At 52.8% G+C, this 17,037-nt stretch carries 16 protein-coding genes, 3 tRNA genes and 1 pseudogene; 13 read left to right on the top strand and 7 right to left on the bottom strand.

Features of this window, described 5'->3' with window-relative positions; all coding sequences use genetic code 11:
- The 5 genes from greA to J9253_RS10195 all read left to right on the top strand — a co-directional run bounded on the left by greA (nt 1) and on the right by J9253_RS10195 (nt 2,616).
- Complete coding sequence (gene greA, locus J9253_RS10215; RefSeq protein WP_028488156.1) at nt 1–483, top strand: transcription elongation factor GreA; 483 nt, start codon at nt 1–3, stop codon at nt 481–483.
- On the top strand, nt 483–1,088 hold the full coding sequence (cobC, locus tag J9253_RS10210) for an alpha-ribazole phosphatase family protein (RefSeq protein WP_210224462.1): 606 nt from the start codon (nt 483–485) through the stop codon (nt 1,086–1,088). The genes greA and cobC overlap by 1 nt, the downstream gene beginning before the upstream one ends.
- Nucleotides 1,058–1,798, top strand: coding sequence for an adenosylcobinamide-GDP ribazoletransferase (locus J9253_RS10205; protein ID WP_028488158.1), 741 nt, complete (start codon nt 1,058–1,060; stop codon nt 1,796–1,798). The genes cobC and J9253_RS10205 overlap by 31 nt, the downstream gene beginning before the upstream one ends.
- Before the next feature lie 99 nt (nt 1,799–1,897).
- Nucleotides 1,898–2,176, top strand: coding sequence for a hypothetical protein (locus tag J9253_RS10200; RefSeq protein WP_028488159.1), 279 nt, complete (start codon nt 1,898–1,900; stop codon nt 2,174–2,176).
- 2 nt (nt 2,177–2,178) lie between these two features.
- A complete protein-coding gene (locus J9253_RS10195; protein ID WP_210224461.1) occupies nt 2,179–2,616 on the top strand; it encodes a DUF2384 domain-containing protein in 438 nt (145 codons plus the stop codon).
- A gap of 52 nt (nt 2,617–2,668) precedes the next feature.
- Here J9253_RS10195 and grxD read toward each other — a convergent pair whose 3' ends face one another.
- From grxD to J9253_RS10160, 7 genes and pseudogenes are all read right to left on the bottom strand, one after another.
- Entirely contained in the window at nt 2,669–3,016 is a 348-nt protein-coding gene (grxD, locus tag J9253_RS10190; RefSeq protein ID WP_028488171.1) for a Grx4 family monothiol glutaredoxin, read from the bottom strand.
- A 181-nt stretch (nt 3,017–3,197) separates the two neighbouring features.
- Nucleotides 3,198–3,503 (bottom strand): ricin-type beta-trefoil lectin domain protein, encoded by a 306-nt coding sequence (locus tag J9253_RS10185; protein WP_407701796.1) that lies wholly within the window; start codon nt 3,501–3,503, stop codon nt 3,198–3,200.
- 28 nt (nt 3,504–3,531) lie between these two features.
- Nucleotides 3,532–5,043 (bottom strand): IS66 family transposase, encoded by a 1,512-nt coding sequence (gene tnpC / locus J9253_RS10180; protein ID WP_210224459.1) that lies wholly within the window; start codon nt 5,041–5,043, stop codon nt 3,532–3,534.
- A gap of 46 nt (nt 5,044–5,089) precedes the next feature.
- Nucleotides 5,090–5,653 (bottom strand): annotated as a pseudogene (locus J9253_RS10175) (efflux RND transporter periplasmic adaptor subunit); the annotation flags it as partial.
- A 27-nt stretch (nt 5,654–5,680) separates the two neighbouring features.
- Nucleotides 5,681–7,072, bottom strand: a complete 1,392-nt coding sequence (locus J9253_RS10170) for an ATP-binding protein (RefSeq protein ID WP_210224457.1) — start codon at nt 7,070–7,072, stop codon at nt 5,681–5,683.
- On the bottom strand, nt 7,065–8,186 hold the full coding sequence (locus tag J9253_RS10165; protein ID WP_210224456.1) for an FIST signal transduction protein: 1,122 nt from the start codon (nt 8,184–8,186) through the stop codon (nt 7,065–7,067). The genes J9253_RS10170 and J9253_RS10165 overlap by 8 nt, the downstream gene beginning before the upstream one ends.
- Before the next feature lie 84 nt (nt 8,187–8,270).
- Nucleotides 8,271–8,651: a thioredoxin family protein gene (locus J9253_RS10160; RefSeq protein WP_210224455.1), complete on the bottom strand. Its 381-nt coding sequence runs from the start codon at nt 8,649–8,651 to the stop codon at nt 8,271–8,273.
- 91 nt (nt 8,652–8,742) lie between these two features.
- Here J9253_RS10160 and J9253_RS10155 point away from each other — a divergent pair, with 91 nt between their 5' ends.
- The 8 genes from J9253_RS10155 (at nt 8,743) to J9253_RS10120 (ending at nt 17,028) form a co-directional block, all read left to right on the top strand.
- On the top strand, nt 8,743–9,225 hold the full coding sequence (locus J9253_RS10155; protein WP_210224454.1) for a phosphatidylglycerophosphatase A family protein: 483 nt from the start codon (nt 8,743–8,745) through the stop codon (nt 9,223–9,225).
- 240 nt (nt 9,226–9,465) lie between these two features.
- Nucleotides 9,466–10,878, top strand: coding sequence for a glutamate--tRNA ligase (gene gltX / locus J9253_RS10150; protein WP_210224453.1), 1,413 nt, complete (start codon nt 9,466–9,468; stop codon nt 10,876–10,878).
- 136 nt (nt 10,879–11,014) lie between these two features.
- The gene (locus J9253_RS10145; RefSeq protein WP_210224452.1) at nt 11,015–11,464 is read left to right on the top strand and encodes a CBS domain-containing protein; all 450 of its coding nucleotides are present in this window, start codon (nt 11,015–11,017) and stop codon (nt 11,462–11,464) included.
- Between the two features lie 43 nt (nt 11,465–11,507).
- Nucleotides 11,508–11,583, top strand: a tRNA-Ala gene (locus J9253_RS10140).
- A gap of 27 nt (nt 11,584–11,610) precedes the next feature.
- Nucleotides 11,611–11,811: a hypothetical protein gene (locus J9253_RS10135; RefSeq protein WP_210224451.1), complete on the top strand. Its 201-nt coding sequence runs from the start codon at nt 11,611–11,613 to the stop codon at nt 11,809–11,811.
- 18 nt (nt 11,812–11,829) lie between these two features.
- Nucleotides 11,830–11,905: transfer RNA gene (locus tag J9253_RS10130), tRNA-Glu, on the top strand.
- A 48-nt stretch (nt 11,906–11,953) separates the two neighbouring features.
- Nucleotides 11,954–12,029, top strand: a tRNA-Glu gene (locus J9253_RS10125).
- Nucleotides 12,030–12,159: 130 nt separating this feature from the next.
- Nucleotides 12,160–17,028, top strand: a complete 4,869-nt coding sequence (locus J9253_RS10120; protein WP_210224450.1) for an alpha-2-macroglobulin family protein — start codon at nt 12,160–12,162, stop codon at nt 17,026–17,028.
- The last annotated feature ends 9 nt before the right edge of the window (nt 17,029–17,037 follow it).

The raw sequence follows: 17,037 nt of genomic DNA, 5'->3' as shown, positions 1-17,037 counted from the left end.
ATGACTAGACCACCGCTGACATTGAAAGGTTCGGAACGTTTGAAAGCTGAATTACAGCGCCTGAAAACTGAAGACCGTCCGCAAATTATTCAGGCAATTGCCACGGCTCGTGAGCACGGCGACCTGAAAGAAAATGCTGAATACCATGCGGCTCGTGAGCAGCAAAGTTTCTGCGAAGGCCGTATCAAGGAACTGGAGAGCACCCTGTCGATGGCGCAAGTTATTGACGTGGTGGCGGTTGGTGCTGCTAACCCCGGCAAGGTAGTGTTCGGTGCAACGGTCGAGCTGGAAGCTATCGAGTCTGGTGAAACCATCACTTACCAGATCGTCGGTGACATCGAGGCTGACATCAAGCACAACCGCGTGGCGGTATCGTCACCGATTGCGCGGGCAATGATTGGCAAGGAAGAAGGCGATGTTGCCGTGGTGCAAGCCCCCAGCGGTGTGCGTGAATACGAAATTGTCGCGGTCAGTTATCAGTAGTGGCGAATAACTTTACCCACATCGGCCTGTTGCAGCACGGTGCGGTGGAAGCGGGTGACGTATTCTGTGGCGAGTTGGAAACCCCGCTGAGTAAGGCGGGGTGGAAACATCTCAAGCAGGTTTTCGGGCGTGCCGGTGCTGACTGGGATGCAGTCATTACCTCGCCCCGGATGCAATGCGCCGCTTTCGCCGAATGGTTTGCCCAGAAACACGATTTGCCACTGGTGCGTGATGAGCGCTTGCGGGAAATCCATTTCGGTGACTGGGAAGGGCATACCCCGCAAGAAGTCATGGCGTCTGACCCTGAGCAATTGGCGGCGTGGTGGGTCAACCCCGCGCAGGTTATTCCGACGGGTGGCGAAGGCTTTGGCGACTTCCGGGCGCGAGTGCTGGATGCTTGGGCTGAACTGGCGCGGGCTTATCGGGGTGAACGGGTACTGGTGGTGACACACTCAGGTGTCATCCGGGTGATTCTGGCGCATGTATTGCAAATGTCTGATGAGCGTTTACTGGCCTTGAATGTCGAGTATGGCGGCTTGACCCGCTTGCGGGTGCTGCGCGACCGAGGCGGTGAATGGACGAGCCTGCTGGCTCACGGTTGTTGACTATGTTGAAGGCGTTGCACCGTTCGTTACAGGTAGCGTTAACGGTGTTGACGCTGTTGCCGATGAAGCCGGTGACAAGCTTTTCCGCAGAAGAAAAAGGCCGTGGCCTGATTTGGTTTCCGGTGGTCGGGGCGCTGATGGGTTTCCTATTGGCGCTTGCGGCTTGGAAACTGGAAAGCATCGAGCCTATGTTGGCATCGGTGATTTTGCTGACAGTTTGGATGTTTATCAGTGAGTTGCATCATTTGGATGCACTCGCTCGTAGCATTAATGCTTGGCTGTTTGGTGAGACAGATTTGCCTAGTCCGCATTTCGGCGTAATGGGGGTGATGGCATTGATCATGATGATCAAGTTTGCGGCGCTTTCTGTGCTGATTGAATACAAACTTTGGTCGTATATTCTGATAGTACCGGTGGCTGCTCGCTTGCTGGTGGTGGCTTTGATCGGGTTTACCCCGATTGCACCGCGTGAAACCCTCGCGCACGAATTCCGCATTGAATTTCCCTATGTTGCCCTGTTCTTGTGGTTACTGATCGCCTTGCCGGTTGCACTGGTGGCGGGGATCCCCTTATTTGCCTTGTTTGTCATGCTGTTACTGATCCGTTTGCGCTTGCAACAAAGCTGTGGCGGGATGACGTGGGATGCGATTGGCGCAACCATCGTGCTGCTGGAAGCGGTGGGTTTGTTCGTGGCGGCATTAACGGCCTGAGGGCTTGGCTTGACGCTGAATCCCCACCTTAGTGGTATGGTATTGGCTTAAATGTTAGGATAATCTCGTTATTTTTCAGGTTTAAAGGCGCTACTTACCATGTCAGAAGAACAGTTCTCCACAGAAAGACGCATCCTCATGGCGATGCGTAAAACCCTTGGTGGCATCATTCGCGACCTAACGCCTTCCGATTCGGCTGTCACTTATCCCTTGTCCGATGCGACAGTGGAAGACGTTAAAAAATGTTTCGACCTGATCGCTGCGCGTGAGCGTGAATTGGCAAGTGCCGCTGGTGTACGCGAAGAACGTCCACATTTTATTGATGAAGTCAGCGCCCCCAAAGTCGTGTCGATTCAGGGTCTGAAAAAGAGGGATTAAGTATGCAAACCTTTTCAGCAGAAGAGATGACCGCGTTAACCAAAGCCGTGATCCATCACATGGATGAGTGGAAAATCAGCGGGGAAGACATGCTGGTTATTCTGGGCTTGGGTGAGGAAGTACGTCCACGCCATTTGCAGCAATATCGCCAAGGCGACAAGTCATTTCCGCAAACGCCAGAGATGATGGATCGTATTGATCACATTGTGGGTATTGCTGACGCCTTGCGCACGACCTTCCCATTCAGTAGCCAAATGCGGGTAATGTGGTTAAGCAAACCGCACCGTCGTTTCCAACGCCGTGACCCGTTGGCGGTGATGTTGGCGGAAGGTGTTGATGGCTTGATGCGGGTCAGAATAGAGGTCGACTGTGCGTATGGTTACGCTATCAACGATGCTTTACATGCAGCGGCAGAGAAAAAGAAGGCAGCCGCTGCCTGAATGATGCGCAAGGGGCTTGAGGAATCAAGCCCTTTGCTTATTTGGGCATTGCTTACGCGGCATTGCCTGCTTCAGGTGCAGCGTTGCCTTTCATGGCTTCTTTCACCATCTTTTGCAATTCACCGTTCTGGTACATTTCCAGCGTAATGTCGCAACCGCCGATCAATTCACCGTTGATGTAAACCTGTGGGAAGGTCGGCCAGTTGGCGTATTGTGGCAAGTCTTGGAAAATTTCCGGGTCGCCCAATACGTTGACGTAGGCAAACTCTTCACCACACGCCATCAGCGCTTGAGAAGCACGGCTGGAAAATCCACATTGCGGCATCTGCGGTGTACCTTTCATGAAAATGACGACTGGGTTGCTTTTTACAGCCTGATCGATACGGTCTAATGCACTCATTCGGATAATCCTCGTTGTTGACTAATGACCATTACATTCTACCTGTTGCATGAAATAAATAAACGTCAGATTCCATGAGGAATAGGCCAGCTTTATTTTTTGCGGCGTTGTTTCATGGCGGCGAACTCAGTCGTGTCGATAATAGTTTATTCAAACAATACTGTGACAACTGCTGGAAAACTTAAAAACTAAACAACGACCAAGCCTGATACTTCGCATTATCTTCGCTACAAGCTTGCAGTGACAAAGGTCGCATCACATGAACGGGTGTCGCGCCACGCCCTTCGCGTTTTTCAGTCGCATTCACCGTGACACATAGCTCCGGCTTAGCTTTCATCACCAGATGGCCATTTTCTTCCAATGAAAACTGCTGAGTATCGGCACTACTATCGCAAGATGCCAATGCAATTGAAGCATCGTTCTCAACGGCGGATGCCGTCATACAGATATCAAAGTAAACGATCTTAAACTGACCTTCTTTAAGCAGTGCCGTAACTGTTCACGGAGCAGCCCCCTTAAGCGGCAATAAGTCCAGTCACCGGATTCAATACTCGCGGAGGGGGAATAGGCAAACGCACCGTCACCGGCTTTTTAGCCAATGCCTGCTGACACGCTTGGCGGATAATTCGGTAAGCGCTGATACCTAGGCGTTTGCAGGTTTCCACGATAGTCAGTATTAACGGGCGGAATTGATCACCTCGGAAAGATTGGCTAAAAAAGCTGGTCTTACGCCAGATGACATAGGGGCGGATAGCCCGTTCGGCAGCATTGTTGGTCAGAGGAACACCGGAATGACGCAAAAATGTCCATAACATCAGGTCATCATCCCGTAAGCGTTGGCACTGGTTGGCGGTTTTAGTCGGCTTATCAGGATGTTGTGCTTGACGTAAGCCGCTACCTGCTACCAATGTCTGGCGGAAGGCTTCGCGGAGTTTATCCATGCGTTGCCGGTACAACCTGTCCGAGTAAGCACCTGCGAGCTTGCGGTTATGCAAGTGGACAATCAGGCGTGCCAGACGCAGCAAACGCTTCCCTAAGATGCCTGCACGCCCGTAACGTTGTGCTATTTTTTTGAACTTACGGATAATGTGCGCCCAGCACAGTTGCCGTCGTTCATTGGGGTGGTGATTATAGCCGCCGTGCTGGTCGGTCACGAGTACGCCATTGAATTTTCCCAGCAATTCGTCCGCTGCACCTTTGCCGCGTGAGTAATGCGTCATGAAGTACACCACCTGTGGCGAACACATCACCCATAACCATTCACGTTCGCGCCCACGGTAGTGACTGGTTTCATCCGCGTTTACCACCGGGCTGCTACGCACTGCATCACCCGCCTGAGCATATAAGGGTGCTAACCAACGGCTGACGGGGGCAGTAGCCTCACTGATCGCACCGCTACTGAAGGATAACTGCCATTGTTCTTCCAGCAGTAACTGGATTTGCCGCGTGGACAGGCGGCACGCCCCGTTCATCAGGGTGATCCAACTGATCAAGCCAGCACCCATCTGCCCGCTGGGGATGTCTTCGGGTAACTCGGCTACCTGACGTTTCCCGCAGCAACTACACGTACCCGCATACAGGCGGTGTTCCGTTACTTGATAAGCAACTTCCGGTAGGTCAAATACCTGATGACGCTGGCTCGGCGTGGTTTCCAGCACCAGATGACCACCACAACGGCAACAGCCTTCGGGATAGTAATGCTGGATAGCATCCAGGCGTGATTCCTCCACCAAGGTGCGTTCATGTTTGCTGTGTCCTGGCTGACCGCCGCGTTTTAACGGGCTTTTCGGTTTGCGCTCGCGTTGGGCGCGTTGTTCGGGCGTGTCACGTGACGGGGGGTTAGAGGAGGTGGCGGAGGAGTCATTCAGGCGTTCTTTCAGTTCTGTCAGTTCCGCTTCCAGTTGTTTTACCCGTGCCTGCAACGCAACCACCAACGTCAGCAGATCACGGTTAAGCTGCTGGGAGGTGGCCAAATCGGTTGGCAACGCAATATCAGTAAAATCGGTGGTGATCGTTAGCTCGTTCATCTTTCAAGCATAGCTCAGACTCTGGCAGTTGCAAGCCCGTGAACAGTTACCCATTGGTGGTTGCGGTGGTGCCTTCGGCTGGTTTGAAACGCAGGGCGGTGTTGGGGACGCGCAGCACGTTTTCTTTCAGCCCTGTCACCATGTCAACATTGGCGGTCATGCCGGGAAGCAGGGCTTTGTCGGCGTTGTCGGCGCGGATCACGACTTTGTAGGTCACGACGTTGTTGTTGACGGTGGAGGCTTTGCGGACTTGTGCCACTTCACCGTTGAATTTGCGGCTGGGGAAGGCGTCGACGGTAAAGCGTACCGGCTGCTTTTCGGCGATTTTGCCAATATCGGCTTCATCCACATCGGCCTCGATTTGCATTTGCGACAAATCCTGCGCGATTTTGAACAGGATCGGGGCGGAAAGGCTGGCAGCGACGGTTTGCCCGATGCTGACCTGACGGTCAATCACTATGCCATCTAGCGGTGAGCGGATGGTGGTGCGGTCAAGGTCGAGTTGGGTTTGGGCGAGAACGGCCTGTTTTTGCGCAATCTGGGCATTGGCGGACACGAGTTGCGACTCGGCTTGTTGCAGTTGTGCTTGGGAAACTTCGTAGGCTGCTTGGGCTTTGTCGAGAAATGAGGAAGTGTTTTAAGCGCTTGCTGTTTGCACCAGCCATTGTTGTAACTTTTGACGCAGGCTCGCCATTGAAATGGGTTTGGTCATGTAATCGTCCATCCCCGCTTGCAGGCAGGTTTCACGGTCGCCCTGCATGGCGTTGGCGGTCAGGGCAATCACCGGGGTACGTGCTGTTTTGCGTTCTAGCTCTTGCTGGCGGAAACGGCGGGTGGCTTCGTAACCGTCCATGCCGGGGAGTTGGCAATCCATCAGCACCAGATCGTAGTGGTTGTGGTCGAGTTTTTCGACTGCTTCCAGCCCATCCATCGCGATGTCGAAGCTGAAACCAAGTTTGGTTAGCATGACGTGGGCAACCTTGATGTTGACCAGATTGTCTTCGACCAGCAGCAAATGCCCGCTGAGTTCGGCGTTGTTGGGTAAGGTGGCGGTGGTGCTGGATTTTTCTGGCGCGGTACTGGCTGGCAGATGGTGCTTTTCAAGGGTTAGGTCGAAATAGAAGGTGCTGCCTTGGCCGAGGGTGGATTTTACCTTGATGCGCCCGCCCATGAGTTGCACCAGTTCCTGAGCAATGGTGAGTCCCAAGCCTGTGCCGCCGTATAAGCGGGTGGTGGAGTCATCTGCTTGGCTAAAGGCGTTGAACAGCACTTCCATCTGAGAGCTGGGGATGCCAGCGCCGGTGTCAGCTACCAGCAAGCGTAGACTGGTTTTAGTGCTCTCCTCTTGTTGAATGTCAATGTGTAGGGCTACTGTGCCGCTTTTGGTGAATTTGATGGCATTGCCTAGCAGATTGCCGAGTATTTGTTTCAGGCGGATGGGGTCGCCGTAAAACCAGTCGTGATTAGTCTCAGGAATATTGCTGGTCAGCACCAGATGCTTTTTGGTGGCCGAGCCGCTGAAGAGCAATACCATGTCATCAGCGAGTTTGCGCAGGTTGAAGGGGATGCGTTCCAGTGCGAGTTTGCCCGATTCGATTTTGGACAAATCCAGCACCGAATTGATGACTTCCAGCAGGATTTCGGAGGAGCTGTAAGCGGTGTGCAAGTATTCGTGCTGTTGGGGGTCGAGCGGGGTTTTGGCGAGAATATCGAGCATCCCTAACACGCCATTCATAGGGGTGCGGATTTCATGGCTCATGTTGGCGAGGAAGCGCGATTTTTCCTTGGATTGTTGCAGGGCGCGGATTTTTTCCTGCGATTCTTGCTTGAGCGATTCGTTGAGCGCCAGCATTTCCTGTGAGGAAACCTCCAGCGAGCGTTCCAGCAAATAATAGTCGTGCTTGTGGTCGCTGTAAGTTTGATTCACTTTGCTGAGAAATGCACGCCAACTGGCAGCATCGGGGGCTGCGTCCGGGTTTAGCCCCAGACTGCGTAGCTGCCGATTGAGCGTGCGGTCGAACTCACTCATAGATGGTGGTCAGGGTCATGGTCTGGTTGTGCAGGTCGCAGGTGCCTTTGGAAAACGGTGAGATTTCCCCGTAGGAATAAAAGCCAATCTGGGTGGTGTTTTCTGGCAGGTTATCCAGCACGGCTTCGACTTCTTCTTCGGCATCTGCGCCCATGACCATGCGTCGACCTACGCAACTGATGGCAATGCACAGCACGGGTTCGTCGGTGTCGGTGGCACTCATCAGGGCGGCATCTTCCGCACCTTCGACCAGTTGTTCCAGATTGGCTCGCATCAATTGTGCGTAAGCACCGACCGGGATGTCGCCTGCAAAGGTGAGTGACTGGGTGGCTTCGTCAATGGCGAGGATGGTGCGTACCAATTCTTTGTCTTCACCGGGTTGGCTGAGTGCCAGCGGAAAACGCAGCCCGGCGGCGGGCAGACTTTCTGCCATATCACCAAGGTAGGTTTTATAGAGGGCAAGGGCGGGTTTGCCTGCCAATTCGTAGAGGATATTGTTTTCGGCACGGGTGACTTCGCGAGCCGGGCCAAAGGGTTTCCAGCCGCCTTTAGAGCCGTGACCGAGGTGGACATTGCCATACAGGCCGAGTGCGGCGATGACGCCACTGACGGGTTTGCCGTCTTGCAATACCCAGGTCTTGGCAAAGCGTTCACCATCACCCGCCAGCCCGCCGGTGACGGTTGCGCCTTGCTTGATGACATCGTTAAAGCCTTGCGTCAGTTCGCTGCCGTTGACCTTCAGGCCGTCGGAGAGCACGAAAATGCCTTTCAACCCTTCACCACTCAGACGATCTGCCAACAGACGGCCAATATTGCGGGATTCCTGCGGGTCGTGGATATTGACGTGGCTCATCCGCAAGGTGGTGGATTCAAACTGTACCAGTGAAATGACCAGGCTGTGATCACGGATGTGACTGCCAAGAATTTCACCGGCACTGGAACAGCCCATAAACGTAGCTTTTGGGTATTGTGTGCGAAGGGTATCAAAGGGCTGCGGGTTTTCCAGAAAATCCGTGTGACCAAACACCAAAACCAGCAGTTGTTTGGCTGAAATAACGGGCAGTTGCGAGGAAAATCCCTGCTCAACGGTATAAGTAAGCGTATCAATTTTCATGGCGGTGACATTTCCTCAACTGTGGTTATTTTTAACTATTTTATTAATGCAAATAATGACACAGCCTATCAGGGTACGCCAGCCTTACGGATGAGCGGAATTTACTTTGGGTAAAAGCTGGCTATTGGTGTCGATAAACTCGCGCACGAAGGGTTTGGCGCGGGCGCTGCTGAAACGGGCAACTTCCTGACCCTTTTCGATTAACAGCACGGTGGGGAAGCCGCGTACCTGATGGCGGCCTGCCAACTTCATGTTTTCATCTTCTTCGGTATCCAGTTTGGCGAGCAACACTTTGCCGTGATATTCGGGGATCACGGCTTTCAATACCGGGTCGAGGAACAGGCAGGGGCCACACCAGTCCGCCCAGAAATCTACCAGTACGGGGTTGCGGAAGGAGGCTTTGAGGACACGTTCCTCAAAATCCGCGATACCGTTAATGTCGAAAATGAATGTGTAAGTGGTCATGCGAGCCTCCGCTGAAGTAATGGGGCGCAATTATAGCGGCATGATCACAGATGTGTATAATCCTGAAGCTCATTCACTGGAATTGGCACGAATGCGAACCATAGTCACGGCAAAAACAGTTTTTTCTAGCCCTGTTCATTTTCTGGCATTCGGGTTTGGCAGTGGTCTGTCACCGTTTGCACCGGGAACAGCAGGAACGCTGGCAGCCATTCCGCTGTACCTGTTACTGGTGCAGTTGCCTTTATGGGCTTACCTGGCGGTTGTGCTGGTGATGTCTTCGGTCGGTATCTGGATTTGCGGGGAATCGTCGCGGCGTTTGGGTGTGCATGATCACGGCGGCATCGTCTGGGATGAATTTGCCGGTTATCTGTTGACCATGATTGCAGCACCGGCGGGTTGGTTGTGGGTCGTGATCGGTTTTTGCTTGTTCCGTCTGTTTGATATCTGGAAGCCGTGGCCGGTGAAGGTGGTTGATCGTGATGTGCCGGGTGGTTTGGGTATCATGCTGGATGACATACTGGCAGGTATCTACGCTTGGCTTTGCTTGCAACTGTTGGCGTATTGGCTGGCTTAGTCCGTAACAGGCAGATAGCAAAAAGCCTCCCCGAAGGAAGGCTTTTAAAGAAATAAAAGGTGAGGTTGAAGCCCCGTTATTATTGTCTTCACCTCATGCAGCCCTTAGCCCCTGTTTGGTTCCGTTAGCCCTGGAACGCTTGCAGTATGCGAGGAGGGCACTGAACTATAGCTGAATAATTTGATTATTTTTCATTCAGTTACGCTTAAGGTTTATTTATAAATTTACAACTGGAATGTCATGAACGTCAGAACCCGCTTTGCCCCCAGCCCGACTGGTTATTTGCACATTGGTGGTGCACGCACCGCGCTGTTTTCTTGGTTGTATGCCCGGAAAATGGGCGGTGCATTTATTTTGCGTATTGAAGATACTGATCGTGAACGCTCGACGCAAGCATCTGTTGATGCAATTTTAGAAGGCATGGCGTGGCTGGATCTGGGGCATGATGAAGGCCCGTTCTATCAAACCCACCGCTTCGATCGTTATGCCGAGGTTATTCAACAACTAGTGGATAGCGGTCATGCTTACCGTTGTTATTGCAGCAAGGAAGAGCTGGAGCAATTGCGTGAAGGCCAGATGGCACGTAAGGAAAAGCCACGTTACGATGGGCGCTGGCGTGACCGTCAGGATGAAACGCCACCAGAGGGCGTTGATCCCGTTATCCGTTTCCGCAACCCACAAACGGGTGTGGTGGATATTGACGATTTGGTGCGCGGCAAAATTACCATTAGCAATGAAGAGCTGGATGACCTGATCATTGCACGTTCCGATGGCACACCTACTTACAACCTGACGGTGGTGGTGGATGATATTGATATGCAAGTGACCCACGTTATACGAGGCGATGACCATATCAATAATACCCCACGCCAGATCAATATCATGCGGGCGCTGGGGTATGAGCCACCAAAGTTTGCGCATTTGCCGATGATTTTGGGTTCTGATGGGCAGCGCCTTTCTAAACGGCACGGGGCGGTTAGCGTGATGCAATACCGCGATGATGGTTTTACCCCGCAAGCGTTGCTGAACTATCTGGTGCGACTGGGCTGGTCAAACGGCGATCAGGAGATTTTCTCTCGTGAGGAAATGATCGAGTTGTTTTCGCTGGAAGCCGTCAACCGTGCGCCCTCAGCGTTTAATACTGATAAACTGTTGTGGCTGAACCAGCACTACATCAAGACCCTGCCGGTGGAAGAGCTGGCAGCGCAATTGCAATGGCATTTGCAGGAACAAAAGCTGGATGTATCCAATGGCCCCGCTTTAGCCGATGTGATTAATGCCCAACGTGAACGTGCCAAGACCCTGGTGGAAATGGTCGCGATCAGCCGCTATTTCTACGAAGACTTTGCCGATTTCGACCCAACCGCGGTGCAAAAACAGTTCAAGGCGGATACGGCGGATAATTTGCAAACTGTGCATGATGAATTCGCCGCACTGTCGGAGTGGAAGGCCGAGCCTATTCATGCCGCGCTTCAGGCTGCTTGCGAAAAGCTGGGGCTGAAACTGGGCAAAGTTGGCCCGCCACTGCGGGTAGCGGTGACAGGGGCGGCATCTTCGCCCTCTATTGACATTACACTGGAATTGATTGGACGTGAACGCTCTTTGGCGCGTATCCAGCGTGCAGTCAGCTTTATCCGTACTATCCCATGTTGAGACAGGCGAGTATATCCCCCCAAGCTAATACGATTTGTGGGGGTTTTTATGTTATGTTTGGGGGGCGCAAGTGTGTTGGTAATAGTCGCCACACACCTTGCACCAACACAATTCAGGCATTGAGTGAGGAGGATGAATGAAAGTCAAAGACATCATGAATACAAGCGTAAAAACCGCGAAGCCAAATACCCCGGTGCGTGATCTTGTCGAAGTCATGTGTTTCAACAAAATCAGTGGTATGCCTGTCGTGGATGACAACAACAATGTTGTTGGCGTGGTTTCCGAGAAAGATGTGTTGCGGAAAATGTTCCCCGACATCTCCGAGGTTGCCCGTGAAGAAGGCGTGCCCGATTTCGAGAAAATGGAAAAAGGCTACAGTGATGCACTGGGCTTGAAAGCTAGCGACCTGATGAGCAAACTGGTGGCTTCTGCCAGCCCTGAAATGCCGTTGATGAAAGCGGTTTCCATTATGTGTGTACAAAAAATCCGCCGCATTCCGGTGGTGGAGGCAGGCAAGTTGGTTGGTATTATTAGCCTTGGCGATGTGCACAAAGCAATTTTTGCAAATTCCTTAAAAGGCGCTTGACAGAAACGGCGGATTCCCTCAGAATTCGCCTCTCTTTAGCCGTGGGGCTATAGCTCAGCTGGGAGAGCGCTACAATGGCATTGTAGAGGTCATCGGTTCGATCCCGTTTAGCTCCACCAAATTTTGACCGATGCGTGAGGTTTTTTATGGATCGCTTCGGTAATTATATGTTGATTGTCGGTCTGATTATCACTATTGTCGGTCTGATCTTCGGATTCGGCTTTATGTTTGCAGACAAAGATGATTTAGCAGAAGTGTTTTTAATGGCAGTGCCACTCGGTTTTTTGGTAACATTCACCGGGTTGTCTACCACGGTTCTGTTCTCATCAAGAGACAGTGACCAATAAGTTTGGAAGTTTTTCAGCGACCCTATCGTCTAGAGGCCTAGGACACGACCCTTTCACGGTTGTAACTGGGGTTCGAATCCCCATAGGGTCGCCACTTTTCCAAGCTCATGCCAATCATTGGCATATACAGGTTCACATCAGCGACCCTATCGTCTAGAGGCCTAGGACACGACCCTTTCACGGTTGTAACTGGGGTTCGAATCCCCATAGGGTCGCCACTTTTTCTCCCTCCTCGCTTTATCTCCCCCTTCTGAGACTATCCTTCGTTTTGGCATACCCTTCCGGTGTCAAAAAAGTCTATACTGACAGCTAGCTATACATCTTATCTTACAGGGATGGAGAATAATAATGGGTTATCAAATTCGTCGTGTTTTACCGTGGTTATGGGTCTGCCTATTGCTGCTATTATCTGGACAGATCCGGGCAGCAGAAGTGACGCCGCCACCCGTTGTTAGCCCCCAATACACCAATGAAGAATTACTCACGCAAATGCTGGTGGTAGATGTGTCGGAACGCACGCTGGATAATAGCCCGGCATTGGCGGTGACCTTTTCGCAGGATCTTGACCCGGCACAGAACTACAACAGCTTCATTACCCTGACGGCGGCTGGCAAAATGGTGGACGGCAGTTGGGTGATGGCGAATGAGCCGCGCCGCCTGTTTTTCAGCAATATCAAGCCGCAGACCGAGTATCGGGTACAGATCAGGCCGGGTGTCACCAGCAAAAATGCGCTGAAACTGCAAAAGCCGTCTGATACCAGCCTGAAGACCCGTGACATTACCCCCGCGTTTGATTTCGCCACCACGGGTAGCATTTTGCCTGCCAAATTGACGGGTGGTCTGCCTATCCGGGTGGTGAATGTACCGGAACTCGACATTGAATTCCTGCGAGTACAGCCTGACAAATTGCCTGAGATGTTGAAGAGTGTCTCGCTGGGTTCACGGCTTTCCCAGTGGCAACTCGAAGACATCCATTCCATCACGGAAAGCGTTTATTCCCGCCGCTATGTGACTGATGCCAAACCTAATGCGCGTACCTCCCTGCTGATTCCGGTAGAAGATATTCAGGAACTGAAAACGCCGGGTTTGTATTTTGCGGTAATGCGCGAACCTGGGCGTTTCAATGATGATGCTTATCGTATTAGCCAGTTTATCGTGACGAATATTGGCCTGCATGTGCGTCTGTATTCGCGTGGGCTGGAAGTATTTGCCAATACGTTGGATAGCGGCAAACCCATACCGGGGATACAACTGAAATTACAGGGCGAGAAAGAAGCCCTGACGCTGGAAACCGATGAGGAAGGTCATGTCAGCTTCGAGCACCGCCCGCAGGGTGACTTGTTGCTGACGGCGCAGCAGGGTGAGCAATTTGCCTTTCTGGACTTGCGTGAAGCAGCGCTGGATTTGTCGGAATACCCGGTGACGGGTTTGCCTGACAAGCCGCTAGCACCGTTTATTTACAGTACTCGTGACCTGTTCCGCCCCGGAGAACCGATGGATTTATCCATCCTGCTGCGTGACCGGGATGGCAAGGCCGTGTCCGCCAAAAACTTGCACCTGCGGATTGTGCGCCCCGATACCAAGCCTTTACTGGAAGAAAACCTGCTGGCTGCCAATGAGGATTTGGGCTTTTTCACCTATCGCCTGCCGATTCCCGCAGATGCACCAACAGGAAGCTGGAAAGCCGAAGTCCGTATCAATGCCAAGGATGACGCCCCGATTAGCAGCTTTACCTTCCATGTTGAGGAGTTCATGCCGGAACGTATGAGGCTGGCATTGAGTGTGGAAGACAAGTTGTTGACGACAGGTGAAAAACTCATCGTGGCAGCGCAAGGGGATTATTTGTACGGTGCGCCCGCCAGTGGTAATAAATTGACAGCAGTGCGCACCGTGGCAGTGAATCGGCATCCGCTGGACGCTTTCAAGGATTATTATTTTGGTGATCCCGCTGATGAAAAGTTGGTGGGGCGCGAGGATTTGCCCGAAGTGCTGCTGAATGAAACCGGCGGTGGTTTTGTGGAAAGCCCGCCGTTGGAAGGCAAAATCAACTCACCGTTGACCTTGAGTGTGATCGGCAGTTTGCATGAAACCGGTGGGCGCAGCGTGACTCGCAAGCTGGATGTACCGTTCTGGCCTAGTCAGAATCTGGTGGGCATTCGTCCGCTATTCGATAAAGACACCGTTGCAGGCAATGGTGAGGCGACTTTCCAATTGGCGCGTATCAATGCCGATGGCAAGCCTGCTCCCGCTACCCAAACGCTGGCGGTGACGCTGGTGCGCGAAGAGAAGGAGTATTTCTGGGAATACAATAATGCCGAAGGCTGGCAGCGCAAGGAAATTTCCAGTGAATACCCGACGGTGCAGCAAAAAGTGACGCTGGATGCCGCTGCCAGTGCCAAAGTCGTGTTTTCGGTGCAATACGGTTACTACCGTCTGGAAGTGGAAGATGCTGAAACGGGCTTGAAAGCCGTTTACCCTTTCCATGCCGGTTGGGATTGGGAGCAAAGTGAAAATACCACCGCCCGCCCGGATCAGATTGAGCTGGCGCTCGACAAGGCCAGCTACCATAGAGGGGATGTGGTCAAGCTGAAGATTACCCCGCCAGCGGCAGGCGAAGCGCTGGTCGCGGTGGAAGGTGATTCGATGCTGTGGTCAAAGCATGTGACCTTGCCTGCAGAAGGGCTTACCGTGGATATTCCGGTAGACAATGACTGGGCGCGGCATGATTTATATATCAGTGTGACTGCGTTCCGCCCAGCCAGCCGTCAGCAGAAAATCACCCCGAACCGAGCGCTGGGTATCATTTTCCTGCCGCTAGACCGGGAAGCGCGGCGTTTGAATCTGACGATTGATGCCCCCGAGAAAGTCTTGCCAGAAAAGACCACCACCATTACCGTGAGTGCTGATAACCTCAAGGGGGATACGGCTATCGTGACCGTGGCAGCGGTAGATGCGGGTGTGTTGAGCATTACCGATTTCAAGACGCCTGACCCGTTTGCCTTCTATTTTTCACAGCATCAATATGCTGCCAGTTTGTACGATGACTATGGCAAGATTATTGAAGGTGCTGAGGGCGCAACTTTGCACCAGCGTTTTGGCGGTGATGCGGCGGTGCGGCGTGGTGGTTCGCTGGCAAAGGCAGATCAGAAGATCGTGTCCTTGTTCAGTGGGGCTGTGGCGTTTGATGCCGAGGGTAAGGCCAAGATTGATTTGCCGTTGCCGGGGTTTGATGGAACCTTGCGGCTGATGGCTGTTGCGGCTTCTGAGGAACGCTTTGGCAGTGCCGAACGTGAGATGAAGGTGGCTTCCCCAGTCGTCGCGACGCTGGCGGCGCCGCGTTTCCTTGCAGCGAGTGATAACAGTTTCCTCACGGTAGATTTGAACAATACCACCACGGAAGCGCAGTCCGTGAAAGTGAAACTCAGCGGTAATGCCTTGCTGTCGGGCATTGCGGATGAGCGTGAACTGACGTTGGCAGTGGGTAAGCGTGAAACCTTGCGCTTGCCACTCTCTGCGCATCAGGCGTTTGGGCGTGGTCAGGTCGATCTGGAACTGACCGGCAAGGACTTTACCGCCCGGCGTCAGTTGCAACTGTCCGTGCGCCCTGCCTATCCGGCGCAATACGTGTCTCAAACCCGTGAATTGCAGGCGAATGAAACCATGGAACTGGATGCGGCAACCCTGAAAGGCTTCTTGCCCGCAGGCTTGAAGGCTAACCTGAGCCTTTCTGCTACGCCGCCCTTACCGTTACGCACGGTTCTGCAAGACTTGTTGCAGTACCCCTATGGCTGTCTGGAGCAAACCACCAGCAGTGCATGGCCTTACCTGTTTCTGGATGCGAATGTGTCCGAGCAATTGGGGCTGCCACCAATGGAGATGAAAGAGCGTAATGAGCGGGTCACGGCGGCTTTGCTGCGCTTGTCGGGGATGCAGTTATCCGATGGTGGTTTCACCTTGTGGGGTGGTGACAGTGGTTATCAGGAGGAATACTGGTTAACGCCGTATGTGGTGGATTTCCTGCTGGATGCGAAAGATCAGGGCTTTATTGTGCCGGATTGGTTATTGCAACGTTCGCTCCAGAATCTGGAAGAACGTTTGGCGGAAGGTGAGCGTGATGAGGCCAGCCGTTACGAATTTTCCGATGTGCCAGAACATCTGGATTTTGCGGCGCGTGCTTATGCGGGTTACGTCTTGTCGCGGGTGAAACGTGCTTCGCCGGGTACGCTGAAAGTGATGTACGACAAGGATGCGGGCAAAGCCGTGTCGGGCTTGCCGCTGGTGCATCTGGGGTTAGCGCTGAAAGCAGTGCCGGGTGGTGATCCAAAACGTGGTGACGCGGCAATTCAGCGTGGGCTGGCGATGGTACGTGATGAACAGAAATACCTCGGCGACTACGGCAGCAACTTGCGTGACCGGGCGGCGATGCTTTATCTGCTGATGCGCTCCAAGGTTGAAATTCCCCAGATGGCGGCTGAAATTAACAAGCTGGCTGATCTGATCCACAACCGTAATTATTTCAGCACACAAGAGCAGTTATTCGTGTTCCTTGCGGGCTTGAAAGTGCAGGAAAAAGCCAAAGCTGGCTGGAAGGCCAGTTTGAAAGTGGGCAGTGATAGCGTGGATTTGTCAGGTAGCAAGACGTTGTTCCGTGCTTTAAGCCCGGATGAATTCCAGCAAGGGGTGAGTATTACTGCCAACGCATCACTTTACGCTTCACTAACCTTGGATGGCTACCCGGATAGTACGCCAGCACCCGACAGTGACCCGGTTGAAGTGCAGCGTAATTGGTATCGGATGAATGGCAAGCTGGTGCAACCTTCAGACGTCAAGGCCGGTGATTTGCTGTTGACCCATGTGATGGTGAGCAGCAGTATCGACATCAACGATGCCTTGGTGGTGGATTTGTTGCCTGCTGGTTTTGAGCTGGAAAATACCAATTTGCAGACTAATGAGTCGCTGGAAGGTTTGCAACTGGAAGGGATGGATAAGCCGGTGCTGGAGTTGATGGGCAGTAGCGTATTGCGTACCCAGGAATTCCGCGATGACCGTTACGTGGCAGCCTTGCCGCTGGATGCGAAAGCCCGCCACCATTTGTTCTACATGGTGCGGGTAGTGTCACCAGGCAAGTTTGTGGTGCCACCGACTTATGTGGAAGATATGTACCGGCCTGAGTTGAATGGGATGGGAGCGGCTCCTTCCGATCTGGTGATCCAGTAAGGGGCGAGC

This window comes from Thiothrix litoralis (assembly GCF_017901135.1).
Classification (GTDB): Bacteria; Pseudomonadota; Gammaproteobacteria; order Thiotrichales; family Thiotrichaceae; genus Thiothrix; species Thiothrix litoralis.
The sequence above is the reverse complement of the archived record's forward strand: the minus strand, read 5'-3'. Positions and strand labels throughout refer to the sequence as shown.

Bases quoted from the DNA above. Each gene is read 5' to 3' on its own strand.
- J9253_RS10195 (WP_210224461.1), top strand. From the start codon at position 2,179: ATGCAAACCTTTTCAGCAGAAGAGATGACCGCGTTAACCAAAGCCGTG.
- J9253_RS10165 (WP_210224456.1), bottom strand. From the start codon at position 8,186: ATGAAAATTGATACGCTTACTTATACCGTTGAGCAGGGATTTTCCTCG.
- J9253_RS10170 (WP_210224457.1), bottom strand. From the start codon at position 7,072: ATGAGTGAGTTCGACCGCACGCTCAATCGGCAGCTACGCAGTCTGGGG.
- tnpC (WP_210224459.1), bottom strand. From the start codon at position 5,043: ATGAACGAGCTAACGATCACCACCGATTTTACTGATATTGCGTTGCCA.
- J9253_RS10200 (WP_028488159.1), top strand. From the start codon at position 1,898: ATGTCAGAAGAACAGTTCTCCACAGAAAGACGCATCCTCATGGCGATG.
- J9253_RS10145 (WP_210224452.1), top strand. From the start codon at position 11,015: ATGAAAGTCAAAGACATCATGAATACAAGCGTAAAAACCGCGAAGCCA.
- J9253_RS10160 (WP_210224455.1), bottom strand. From the start codon at position 8,651: ATGACCACTTACACATTCATTTTCGACATTAACGGTATCGCGGATTTT.
- J9253_RS10135 (WP_210224451.1), top strand. From the start codon at position 11,611: ATGGATCGCTTCGGTAATTATATGTTGATTGTCGGTCTGATTATCACT.
- greA (WP_028488156.1), top strand. From the start codon at position 1: ATGACTAGACCACCGCTGACATTGAAAGGTTCGGAACGTTTGAAAGCT.
- J9253_RS10205 (WP_028488158.1), top strand. From the start codon at position 1,058: ATGGACGAGCCTGCTGGCTCACGGTTGTTGACTATGTTGAAGGCGTTG.
- grxD (WP_028488171.1), bottom strand. From the start codon at position 3,016: ATGAGTGCATTAGACCGTATCGATCAGGCTGTAAAAAGCAACCCAGTC.
- J9253_RS10120 (WP_210224450.1), top strand. From the start codon at position 12,160: ATGGGTTATCAAATTCGTCGTGTTTTACCGTGGTTATGGGTCTGCCTA.
- J9253_RS10155 (WP_210224454.1), top strand. From the start codon at position 8,743: ATGCGAACCATAGTCACGGCAAAAACAGTTTTTTCTAGCCCTGTTCAT.
- gltX (WP_210224453.1), top strand. From the start codon at position 9,466: ATGAACGTCAGAACCCGCTTTGCCCCCAGCCCGACTGGTTATTTGCAC.